8 protein-coding genes are annotated in these 11,918 nt (G+C 66.1%); 4 read left to right on the top strand and 4 right to left on the bottom strand.

The genetic code is table 11. The features are described from left to right. The first annotated feature begins 87 nt into the window (after positions 1-87). Complete coding sequence (gene sugE / locus V9K84_RS01950) at positions 88-405, top strand: quaternary ammonium compound efflux SMR transporter SugE (RefSeq protein WP_043860016.1); 318 nt, start codon at positions 88-90, stop codon at positions 403-405. 15 nt (positions 406-420) lie between these two features. Here sugE and V9K84_RS01945 read toward each other — a convergent pair whose 3' ends face one another. Beyond that, positions 421-2,295 (bottom strand): MFS transporter, encoded by a 1,875-nt coding sequence (locus tag V9K84_RS01945; RefSeq protein WP_088514018.1) that lies wholly within the window; start codon positions 2,293-2,295, stop codon positions 421-423. A gap of 168 nt (positions 2,296-2,463) precedes the next feature. After that, complete coding sequence (locus V9K84_RS01940) at positions 2,464-3,606, bottom strand: TDT family transporter (protein WP_058541019.1); 1,143 nt, start codon at positions 3,604-3,606, stop codon at positions 2,464-2,466. Positions 3,607-3,780: 174 nt separating this feature from the next. On the opposite strand from V9K84_RS01940, the gene V9K84_RS01935 reads away from it, so the two are divergent. Further along, entirely contained in the window at positions 3,781-4,959 is a 1,179-nt protein-coding gene (locus tag V9K84_RS01935; protein ID WP_088514019.1) for an MFS transporter, read from the top strand. Between the two features lie 58 nt (positions 4,960-5,017). Here V9K84_RS01935 and V9K84_RS01930 read toward each other — a convergent pair whose 3' ends face one another. After that, positions 5,018-6,211, bottom strand: coding sequence for an MFS transporter (locus tag V9K84_RS01930; protein ID WP_088514020.1), 1,194 nt, complete (start codon positions 6,209-6,211; stop codon positions 5,018-5,020). 90 nt (positions 6,212-6,301) lie between these two features. Here V9K84_RS01930 and V9K84_RS01925 point away from each other — a divergent pair, with 90 nt between their 5' ends. Both V9K84_RS01925 and V9K84_RS01920 read left to right on the top strand, forming a co-directional pair. Further along, positions 6,302-6,847 carry a TetR/AcrR family transcriptional regulator gene (locus V9K84_RS01925; RefSeq protein ID WP_043860011.1) on the top strand — a complete coding sequence of 182 codons (546 nt, stop codon included), beginning with the start codon at positions 6,302-6,304 and terminating at the stop codon, positions 6,845-6,847. A 111-nt stretch (positions 6,848-6,958) separates the two neighbouring features. Beyond that, positions 6,959-10,435 (top strand): hybrid sensor histidine kinase/response regulator, encoded by a 3,477-nt coding sequence (locus V9K84_RS01920; protein WP_043860010.1) that lies wholly within the window; start codon positions 6,959-6,961, stop codon positions 10,433-10,435. Here the strand turns inward: V9K84_RS01920 and rmuC are convergent. Then, positions 10,407-11,792 (bottom strand): DNA recombination protein RmuC, encoded by a 1,386-nt coding sequence (gene rmuC / locus V9K84_RS01915; protein ID WP_162484864.1) that lies wholly within the window; start codon positions 11,790-11,792, stop codon positions 10,407-10,409. The genes V9K84_RS01920 and rmuC overlap by 29 nt on opposite strands. Positions 11,793-11,918 lie beyond the last annotated feature (126 nt).

Genomic DNA, 11,918 nt, shown 5'->3' with positions numbered 1-11,918 from the left:
CACTATAGTGCGCACTGTGAGGACGACCTCACGACGCACCGCGTGACCTATCCGGGGACGGCCCCATCAACAGATGGAGTACTGCGCATGTCCTGGATCATCCTGTTTTTCGCAGGCCTGTTCGAAGTCGGCTGGGCCATCGGCCTCAAATACACCGACGGCTTCACCCGCCCCCTGCCCACTGTGCTCACGGTTGCCGCCATGGCGGTCAGCCTCGGCCTGCTCGGCCTTGCCATGAAGGAACTGCCGCTGGGCACCGCCTATGCGATCTGGACCGGTGTGGGCGCAGTGGGTACGGTGATCGCCGGGATCATCCTGTTTGGCGAATCCATGGCGTTGATGCGCCTGGCCAGCGTGGCACTGATCATCATCGGCCTGGTGGGGCTCAAGGTCAGCGCCAGCTGACCCTGGCCCCCGCGCCTAGCGCCAGGTGCCGCGTAGTTCGCTGACCCGCTCGCGCAACAGCGCCGGTTGCGCCGTTTCCACCGGTACGGCGCTACCGGCCACCAGGGTCACCCGCGACCACAGGCGCCGGAAAAACCCCTTGGCCGGGTCACGGCTGAAGAAACTCCCCCACAGACCCTGCAGCGCCAACGGAATCACCGGCACCGGGGTGCGCTCCAGAATCAGGCTCAATCCGCCCTTGAATGCATCGATCTCGCCATCGGAGGTCAGCTTGCCTTCCGGGAAGATGCACACCAGCTCGCCGTCGGCCAGGTAGGCGGCAATTTTCTCGAACGCACGCTCGTAGGTCGTCAGGTCTTCGTTGCGCCCGGCAATCGGGATCGCCCCCGCAGTACGGAAGATGAAATTGAGCACCGGCAGGCGGTAGATCTTGTAGTACATGACAAAGCGGATCGGCCGGCGCACGGCCCCGGCAATCAGCAGCGCATCGACGAACGACACGTGGTTGCACACCAGCAGCGCCGCGCCTTCATCCGGGATCTTGTCCAGGTCGCGGTGTTCGACGCGGTACATGGAATGGCTGAGCAGCCAGATCATGAAGCGCATGCTGAACTCGGGCACGATGCGGAAGATGTAGGTGTTGACCGCGATATTGAGCAGCGACACCACCAGAAACAGCTGCGGGATACTCAGCTTGGCCAGCCCCAGCAACAGCATGGTGACCACGGCCGAGACCACCATGAACAGTGCATTGAGGATGTTGTTGGCGGCGATCACCCGGGCACGCTCGTCTTCGGGGGTGCGCGACTGGATCAGCGCGTACAGCGGCACGATGTAGAAACCACCGAAAACACCCAGGCCCATGATCGACAGCAGGATCCACCAGGCCTTGCTCATGCCCAGCAGGGCGAGCCAGTCATACGGCGCGCCGGCGGCCGGGATATCCCCCGAATGCCACCACCACAGCAGGCCGAACACCGTCAGGCCGAACGATCCGAACGGCACCAGGCCGATCTCCACCTTGCGCCCGCTGAGGCGCTCGCACAGCAGCGACCCCACCGCGATGCCCACCGAGAACAGCGTGAGAATCAGCGTGACCACGGTTTCATCGCCGTGCATCCACTCCTGGGCATAGGCCGGGATCTGCGTGAGGTAGATGGCGCCGACAAACCAGAACCACGAGTTGCCCACGATCGAGCGCGATACCGCCGGGGTCTGTTTCAGGCCCATGCGCAGGGTCGCGACGGTCTGGCTGAAGATGTTCCATTGCAGCTTGAGTTGCGGCGACGAGGCCGCGGCACGGGGGATTGCGCGGCTGGCCAGGTAGCCCAGCACCGCCACCAGCACCACCGCGCTGGCCACGATGGGCGCGTAGTGGGTGCTGGACATCATCACCCCGGCGCCGATGGTGCCGGCCAGGATCGCCAGAAAGGTACCCATCTCCACCAGGCCGTTGCCGCCCACCAGCTCCTCTTCGCGCAGGGCCTGGGGCAGGATCGAGTACTTGACCGGGCCGAACAGTGCCGAATGGGTCCCCATGGCGAACAGCGCCACCAGCATCATCCAAAGGTGGTTATAGAGAAAGCCCGCGGCGCCCACGCCCATGATGACGATCTCGGCCAGCTTGATGGTGCGGATCAGCGCATCCTTGGCGAACTTTTCGCCGAACTGGCCGGCCAGGGCCGAGAACAGGAAGAACGGCAGGATGAACAGCAGCGCGCAGAGGTTGACCAGCATCGTGCCGTCGCCGCCCAGGCTGAGCTTGTAGAGAATGGCCAGGATCAGCGATTGCTTGAACAGGTTGTCGTTGAACGCCCCCAGCGACTGGGTGACGAAAAACGGCAGAAAGCGCCGTTTTTGCAGCAGGGCAAACTGTGAGGGGTGACTCATCGTCCAGGGTCCTGAGTGGGGCTTTGTTATTGGAGGAAGCCAGCCCGCAAAAAGCCACAGATGCACGGGTAAATGCAAGCCACCGCATGAACCGCTTCGCCGACAAGGCCTTCTAGCGCCAGCAAAACCCTGCCGGAGCCGGCCTTGCCGGCGAAACTGCCACCCTTGTCACTTGCCCGTGCACCCCGCAATGCAAGGCGACACGAACAGCTCGCCACGCCAGGCCCCCGCCAGGGTACGGCTGGCCACCACCAGCCACAGCCCTGCCAGCGCCACCACCAGCACGTGGCCCATCACCGTGAAGAACCCCAACTGCAGCCACGCCGCCAGCTTCAACGTGGCCAGGGCATACACCCCCAGCGGAAAGGTGAAGCCCCACCAGCCCAGGTTGAACGGCATGCCATCGCGCAGATGGCGCAGCGTGATCAACACGGCAGTGAGCAACCACCACAGCCCCGCGCCCCACAGCACGATACCGGCCACCAGCCCCAGCCCGCGGGCAATCTCGCCCAGGCTGCCCAGGCCATTGGCAGCGAAGATCGCCGGTGCATCACTGCCCAGCAACATCATGCCCAGGGCACCGGTGCCGATCGGCCCGAGTGCCAGCCAGCTCGAAGCGGCCATGCTCGCCTGGGGCAGCTTGTGCAGCGCCATGCGCAGGGTGAGGATGGTCAGGATGCTGAACGCCACCGGCAACGACACCGCCCACAGCACATAGCTGGTGATCAGTACCTGGAACTGGCGATGGACGTCCGTCAGGTGCGGGGCCAGCAGGCCGCCGCTGGCCGCCGCCACTTCGGCCGCCACCACCGGCAGCAGCCATACCGCGGTCATCTGGTCGATGCTGTGCTCCTGGCGGGTGAACATCAGGTAAGGGATCGCCACCCCGCACAGCAGCGCCAGGGCCACGTCCAGCCACCACAACGCCTCGACCCACGGCAGCACCCCCGTGCCCCACCGCTCGACTCCGAATACCAGCGCCCCATTGAGAATGGTCGCCAGGCCCATGGGGATGGTGCCGAAAAACATCGAGACCGTGGAATGCGCGAAAATCCGCCGCGCCTCATCGAAGAACATCACCCAGCGCGCGGTGTAGAGCACGCTGAACAGCACGAACAGGCCAATGGTCAGCAGCCACAGCGCCTCGGCCATACCCGACAACCCCGGCACCGCCTGCCGCAGCGCCAGCGCCAGCACGCCGGTGCCCATGGTCGCGGCGAACCAGTTGGGGGTGAACTGTCGGATCACCTCGCGCGGGTGAGCCAGGCGGCTCAGCGGGCGCAAGGGGTGGGCTATCTTGGTGCAGGTCATGGTGTCGGTCTCCTGTCCTCCGGTGAGGTGAAATCGATGTTACAACCCTATGGAATATCGATATAACGGGTAATTTCTCTAACTGTTATCTGTTTTACCTATATATAAGCCGTTCGCGAGCCTTTCAAGGCTGACGTATGCTGGCGTCTGACCTCACCGGACAAGGACGTGAACATGCTCGAAAGCCTGCGGGGCTATGGCGCCGAGGTTCGCCTGCTGCTGTGCACCACCTTCGTGCTGACCCTGGCGCGGGCCATCACCCTGCCGTACCTGGTGGTGTACCTGTCGGAGCACTTCGCCCTGGGCATCAGCGCCATCGGCCTGATGATCGGCGGTGCACTGATCGTCGGCTCGCTGCTGAGCCTGTATGGCGGCTACCTGATCGACACCCTGCGCAGCTACACGGTGATCGTGTTCTCCACCCTGGCCTTCGCCCTGGCGTTCTTCGTGGCCGTGGCCAGCCGGCAACTGGGGATGCTGTTTGCCTGCCTGGTGGTGATCAACCTCACCCTGGCAGTGGTGGACATCGCCGCCAAGGACGGCTTCTGCGCGCTGTTGCCAGTGCAGGCACGCGGCGAGGTGTTCTCGATCAAGTACACCCTGAGCAACGTCGCCTATGCCGTCGGGCCTTTTGTTGGGGTGGCGCTGGTGCTATTGGATGACCGGCTGCCGTTCGTGCTGTCGGCATTGCTGGGGCTGGGCATGTGCCTGAGCTATCAACGCCGGGGCGAGCGTGCTGCACGCGCCGGGCTCGGCGGGCCGACGCTGGGCCTGCTGGCGGTCGGCAGGCACCTGCTCGGCGATCGGCGCCTGGTGTACTTCACCCTGGGCGGCGCGCTCAGTGCGGTGGTGTTCGGCCAGTTCACGGCCTACCTGTCGCAGTACCTGGTGACCACCACATCGGCCATCCAGGCCAACCAGACCGTCAGCTACCTGGTGGCGACCAACGCCATCACGGTGATCGCCCTGCAATACGCCATCGGCCGGCGCATCGGCAGTCGCCAGCTGATGCCCTGGCTGCTGGCCGGGATGCTGCTGTTCGTGATCGGGTTGCTGGGGTTCTCGCTGGCGCAGACATTGTGGGTGTGGTGCCTGGCGATGCTGGTGTTCACATTGGGCGAGATCATCGTGATCCCGGCCGAATACATGTTCATCGACAGCATTGCCCCGGAGCACCTGCGCGGGGTGTATTACGGCGCACAGAACCTGTCCAACCTGGGGGCAGCGCTGGGGCCGGTGCTGTGCGGGTTTGCGCTGGCACACCTGATGCCGACAGCGATGTTCTACCTGATGATGCTGTCGGTGGGGCTTGCGGGGCTGTTCTATTGCCTGGGGGCACGGCGCCAGGCCTGAAGGCCGGCGCCGACAAAGATCCACGCTGCTCTTGCCGGAAAACGCAGCACCACCGAGATCAGATAGATCGCGCTCCGCGCATCGCCGGCAGGTTCAACACCCCCGCCACCGCGCACAACCCGACCAGCACCAGCGCATACACCTCGCTGGTGGCCACCAGCCCGAACTGGCGCACCATCAACCCGGCCGCCAGCGCGGGCACACAGAACGCCAGGTAGCTCAGCACGTAGAACGTGGCCATCAAGCCCGCCCGTTCATGGGCCTCGGCCAGTGGCAGGGTGCTGCGCAACGCACCCAGAAACCCCGCACCAAAGCCGCTGCCCGCCACCAGCGTGGCGGCGAAGAACAGCACCAGGCTGGCGTTGTACAGCGCCAGCAGAATCAGCCCCACCCCGCCGGCCAGCAGCCCGGTGCCCAGCGCCAGCACCTGCTGTGCCGGGCGCAGGCGCAGCCGATAGATCGCCAGCGCACCACTGAGGGTCAGGGTCGCCACCAGCGCGCCACCGATCAGGCTGGAGCCCAGGCCGCTCACCTCCCGCACCAGCGACGGCCCCAGTGAGAGGAAGAACCCGCCAAGCGCCCACACCGCAATGTTCACCGGCAGCATGCGCCACACCGCGCCACGCGCCTGGGGCGGCACCAGCAGGCTCGGACGCAGGGCGCGCAGCGCGCCCGGCTGGCGGCTGACGCTCTCCGGCAAACGCCACACCAGCAGCGCCAGCACCACGAACAGCGCCAGCAGCACCCCATACACAAGGCGCAGCGGCCACGGCGCGAACTCCACCAGCACGCTGGTGCCCAGCGCCCCCCAGGCCATGCCCAGCAGCGGCGCCAGGCTGTTGACCAACGGCCCCTGTTCGCGGTCGGTATCGAGCAGCGCGGCGCCCAGCACACTGGTGGCCATGCCGGTGGCAAAGCCTTGCAGCAACCGCGCCGCAAGCAGCCAGGGCACCGACTCGGCCTGGATGAACAGCAGCATCGCCACGCTCTCGAGCAGCAACGCCACGAAGATCACCGGCCGGCGCCCCAGGTAATCGGACAGCGACCCCACCGTCAGCAACGCCGCCAGCAGGCTCAAGGCATACACCGCAAACACCAGGGTCAGGGTTGCCGGCGAAAACTGCCACGCATGCTGATACAGCTGGTACAACGGCGTCGGCGCACTCGAAGCCGCCAGAAACCCGAGCAGCGCGACGGCCAGGTACACCAGCCGCAAACGCGCCGACGCCGGACGGCTGAACAATCCGATCATGTGCTTTCTCCACTAAAGCTAACCGTTAGCTTTTGTGCAGTCTGCGCGCCCTTAATCCTTAACGCAAACCCTTTGTGTTAAGGTCGCGCCATGGCGATCAAAGAAGGTATTCGCACGGGCGGTCGCAGCGCCCGTGTCCAGCAATCGGTGCACAGCGCCGTGCGGGCCCTGCTCCAGGAGCAGGACCGCGCGAGCCTGACCGTGCCCATGGTGGCCGCACGTGCCGGCGTCACCCCCTCGACCATCTACCGGCGCTGGGGTGAACTGGCGGCGCTGCTGGCCGACGTGGCGGTGGAGCGCCTGCACCCCGACAGTGAACCCCTCGACACCGGCACCTTGCGCGGCGACCTGCTGGCCTGGGCCGAGCAGTACCTGGACGAGATGAGCTCCGAGCCCGGCCGACACATGATGCGCGACGTGCTCAGCAGCGCCTGCCCCGGCTACTGCACCACCCTGCTGCGCGGCCAGTTGCAGACCTTGCTGGACCGCGCGCAGCAGCGTGGCGAAGCCGGCCCCGGGGTGGAACGGCTGCTCGACCTGCTGGTGGCTCCCACGGTGTTTCGCATTCTGTTCGCCGAAGCGCCCCCGAGCCTGCAGCAGCTGCATGAACTGGTCGAACTGGCCCTGCGCGACTGAGCACTGCGACGCTCTGCCACTGCGACCTTCGTCGGCGCTGACGAAGTGAGAACGGCGTGCCAGACTGATTGATCGTGGTTGGCCGTTACCGTTTTTTCGTTCGGAGTTTTCATGTCGCTGTCCAGCGGGCTGATCGCCCTGGTCGCCCTGGCCTATATGGCCATCATGTTCGCCATCGCCTTCTACGGCGACCGGCGCAGCACCCCGCTGCCGCCCCGCCTGCGCGCGTGGGTGTACAGCCTGTCGCTGGCGGTGTACTGCACCAGCTGGACCTTCTTCGGCGCGGTCGGCCAGGCCGCCGAACAACTCTGGGCCTTTCTGCCCATCTACCTGGGGCCGGTACTGCTGATGCTGTTTGCACCCTGGGTGCTGCAGAAGATGGTGCTGATCAGCAAGCAGGAGAACATCACCTCCATCGCCGACTTCATTGCCGCGCGCTACGGCAAGTCCCAGACCCTGGCGGTGGTGGTGGCGCTGATCTGCCTGGTGGGCGTGCTGCCGTACATCGCCTTGCAGCTCAAGGGCATCGTGCTGGGGGTCAACCTGCTGATCGGTGCCGGGGCCGATGCCACCGGCAGCCGCGTGCAGGACACCGCGCTGGTGGTGTCGCTGGTGCTGGCGCTGTTCAGCATCGTGTTCGGTACCCGCAGCCTGGATGTGACCGAGCACCACCGCGGCATGGTGCTGGCCATCGCCTTCGAATCGCTGGTCAAGCTGCTGGCGTTTCTCGCCGTGGGCGCGTTCATCACCTTCAGTCTGTATGACGGCTTCGACGACCTGTTCAGCCAGGCCCGCCTGGCGCCCGCCCTTGACGGCTACTGGCAGGAGACCATCAACTGGCCGTCGATGATCGTGCAGACCGGCGTGGCGATGATGGCGATCATCTGCCTGCCGCGCCAGTTCCATGTCACCGTGGTGGAGAACATCGAACCGCAGGACATGCGCCTGGCACGCTGGGTGTTTCCGGCCTACCTGATCCTCGCCGCGCTGTTCGTGGTGCCGATTGCCCTGGCCGGGCAGATGCTGCTGCCCAACTCGGTGCTGCCGGACTCGTTCGTGATCAGCCTGCCGCTGGCCGAAGCACACCCGGCGCTGGCCTTGCTGGCCTTCATCGGCGGCGCCTCGGCCGCCACCGGCATGGTCATCGTCGAGGCCGTGGCGCTGTCGACCATGGTCTCCAACGACATGCTGCTGCCCTGGCTGCTGCGGCGCAACAACGCCGAGCGCCCGTTCGAGGTGTTCCGCCACTGGATGCTCACGGTACGCCGGGTGACCATCGTGGTAATCCTGCTGCTGGCCTACGTCAGCTACCGCCTGCTGGGCTCCACCGCCAGCCTGGCCACCATCGGCCAGGTCGCCTTTGCCGCCGTCACCCAACTGGCCCCGGCCATGCTCGGTGCGCTGTACTGGAAGCAGGCCAACCGCCGCGGCGTGTTCGCCGGCCTGGCCACCGGCACCTTCCTGTGGTTCTACACCCTGGTACTGCCGATTGCCGCCCACAGCGTGGGCTGGTCGCTGGAGCTGTTCCCGGGCCTGGCCTGGCTGCACGGCAACCCGCTCAACCTGCCGATCACCCCGCTGACCCAGGGCGTGGTGCTGTCGCTGGCAGGCAACTTCACGGTGTTCGCCTGGGTCTCGATCCTGTCGCGCACGCGGGTATCGGAGCACTGGCAGGCCGGGCGCTTCATTGGCCAGGAAACCAGCGCGCGGCCCAGCAGCCGTTCGCTGCTGGCGGTACAGATCGACGACCTGCTGCACCTGGCCGCGCGCTTCGTCGGCGAAGAGCGTGCGCGCCAGAGCTTCATCCGCTTCGCCTATCGCCAGGGCAAGGGCTTCAACCCCAACCAGAACGCCGACGGCGAATGGATCGAGCACACCGAGCGCCTGCTGTCCGGCGTGCTCGGCACCTCCTCGACCCGCGCCGTGGTCAAGGCGGCCATCGAAGGCCGCGACATGCAGCTGGAGGACGTGGTACGCATCGCCGACGAAGCTTCCGAGGTGCTGCAGTTCAACCGCGCCCTGCTGCAAGGGGCCATCGAGAACATCAGCCAGGGCATCAGCGTGGTCGACCAGTCGCTGCGCCTGGTGGCCTGGAACCGTCGCTACCTGGAACTGTTCAACTACCCCGACGGGCTGATCAGTGTCGGCCGGCCGATTGCCGACATCATCCGCTACAACGCCGAACGCGGCCTGTGCGGCCCGGGCGAGGCCCAGGTGCATGTGGCGCGGCGCCTGCACTGGATGCGTCAGGGGCGCGCGCACACCTCCGAGCGGCTGTTCCCCAATGGCCGGGTGATCGAGCTGATCGGCAACCCCATGCCCGGCGGCGGGTTCGTGATGAGCTTTACCGACATCACCCCCTTCCGCGAGGCCGAGCAGGCCCTCAAGGACGCCAACGAAGGCCTGGAGCAGCGCGTGGCCGAACGAACCCACGAGCTGTCGCAACTGAACCTGGCGCTGACCGAGGCCAAGAGCCATGCCGAAGCGGCCAACAAGTCCAAGACCCGCTTCCTGGCGGCCGTGAGCCACGACCTGATGCAGCCGCTGAACGCCGCACGGCTGTTCTCCGCCGCGTTGTCGCACCAGGAAGAGGGCCTGTCGGGCGACGCCCAGCAACTGGTGCAGCACATGGACAGCGCCCTGCGTTCGGCCGAAGAGCTGATCAGCGACCTGCTGGACATCTCGCGCCTGGAGAACGGCAAGATCAACCCGGACGCCAAGCCGTTCGCCCTCAGCGAACTGTTCGACGCCCTGGGTGCCGAGTTCAAGGTACTGGCCCAGCAGCAGGGCCTGGATTTTCGCGTGCGTGGCAGCAAGCTGCGGGTGCATAGCGACGTCAAGCTGCTGCGGCGTATCCTGCAGAACTTCCTCACCAACGCCTTCCGCTATGGCAAGAGCCCGATCCTGCTGGGCGTGCGCCGCGCCGGGGACCGCCTGTGGCTGGAAGTGTGGGACCGCGGCCCGGGCATTGCCGACGACAAGCTGCAGGTGATCTTCGAGGAATTCAAGCGCCTGGACAGCCACCAGACCCGCGCCGAAAAAGGCCTGGGCCTGGGCCTGGCGATCGCCGACGGCCTGTGCAAGGTGCTCGGCCACCCGCTGGAGGTGCGCTCATCGCCCGGCAAGGGCAGCGTGTTCCGCGTCAGCGTACCGCTGGCCAGCGCCGCGAGCCCGGCCCAGGCCAAGCCAGCCGAACAGGCCGGCCAGCCGCTGGCGGGGTTGCAGGTGTTGTGCGTGGACAACGAAGACAGCATCCTGATCGGCATGAACAGCCTGCTCAGCCGCTGGGGTTGCCTGGTGTCGACGGCGCGCAACCGCGAGGAATGCGCCGCCCTGCTCGACAAGGGCCTGCGCCCGCATCTGGCGCTGGTGGACTACCACCTGGACAACGGCGAAATCGGTACCGAACTGATGGCCTGGCTACGCACGCGCCTGGGCGAGCCGGTGCCGGGGGTGGTGATCAGTGCCGACGGCCACGGCGAGACCGTGGCGCGGGTACATGCCGCCGGCCTCGACTACCTGAGCAAGCCGGTCAAGCCGGCGGCCCTGCGCGCCCTGCTCAATCGTCATCTGAGCCTGGTGCAGTAAGGCCTTCGGCAAGGTTGTCGGTGCCGCCCATGGCGCGCTCCAGCAGGTCGGCCGGCAGGCTCTTGCTGGCCCGCGCGCCGAGCAGCTTGAGCTGCTCGCTGCGACTGATCAGGTTGCCGCGCCCCTCGCAGAGCTTGTTGCGCGCTGCGGCATAGGCCTTGTCGACCTGCTGCAGGCGGTTGCCCAGCTCGTCCAGGTCCTGGATGAACAACACGAACTTGTCGTACAGCCAGCCGGCGCGCTCGGCGATCTCGCGGGCGTTCTGGCTCTGGCGCTCCTGTTTCCACAGGCTGTCGATGACCCGCAGGGTGGCGAGCAACGTGGTCGGGCTGACGATCACGATCTGGCGGTCGAAGGCCTCCTGAAACAGGTTGGGCTCGGCCTGCAGCGCCGCCGAAAACGCCGCCTCGATGGGCACGAACAACAGCACGAAATCCAGGCTGTGCAGGCCCTCGAGGCGATTGTAGTCCTTGCCCGAGAGGCCTTTGACATGGTTGCGCAGCGACAGCACATGCTGCTTGAGCGCGGCCTGGGCCACGTCGGTTTCACTGGCGTTTACATATTGCTGGTAGGCCGTGAGGCTGACCTTGGAGTCGACCACCACCTGCTTGTCGCCGGGCAGCATGATCAGCACGTCGGGCTGGAAACGCTCGCCATCGGCGCTCTTGAGGCTGACCTGGGTCTGGTATTCGCGGCCCTTTTCGAGCCCCGCATGTTCCAGCACCCGCTCCAGAATCAACTCGCCCCAGTTGCCCTGGGTCTTCTGGCCCTTGAGTGCCTGGGTCAGGTTGGTGGCCTCGTCGCTCAGGCGCTGGTTCAACTGCTGCAGGCGTTCGAGTTCCTTGCCCAGCGAAAAGCGCTCGCGGGCTTCCTGCTGGTAGCTTTCCTCGACGCGCTTCTCGAACGACTGGATACGCTCCTTGAGCGGGTCGAGCAGTTGCCCCAGGTGCTGCTGGCTGGTCTGGGCGAAACGCTGCTCGCGCTCGTCGAAAATCTTCGTTGCCATTTCGGCAAACTGTGCACGCAGCTCGTCGCGCGAGCCCTGCAGGTCGTTCAGGCGCTGCTGGTGGCTGTCCTGCTGCTCGCGCAGTTCGGCGGCAAGGCCGGCGCAACGCGCTTCGAGGCGGCGCAGCTCGGCTTCACGGGCGTTGCGTTCAAGGTTCCAGGCATGGGCGGCATCGCGTGCGTTGTCGCGCTCGATCTGCAGCAACTCCAGCTCGCGGCCCTGAGCGGCCAGGCTGGCCTGCTTGGCGGCATTGGCCTGGCCCAGGTCGCTGATTTCGTCACGGCTGGCGTCGAGTTGCGCGCTAAGGCCCTCCTGGGCCAGCAGCGCACTGCTCAGGCGCTCCTCGGCCAGTGCGGCGGCGGCCTGCCTGTCAGCCAGCTGACGTTGCAGACGCACCAGCACCACCACAGCGGGCAAAGCCGCCACCACCATTCCCAGCACGATGCTGGTCAGATCCATTGCAGCCATAGACAGCAT

It is taken from the genome of Pseudomonas sp. AE27, from assembly GCF_037113495.1.
Lineage (GTDB): Bacteria > Pseudomonadota > Gammaproteobacteria > Pseudomonadales > Pseudomonadaceae > Aquipseudomonas > Aquipseudomonas palmensis.
The sequence above is the reverse complement of the archived record's forward strand: the minus strand, read 5'-3'. Positions and strand labels throughout refer to the sequence as shown.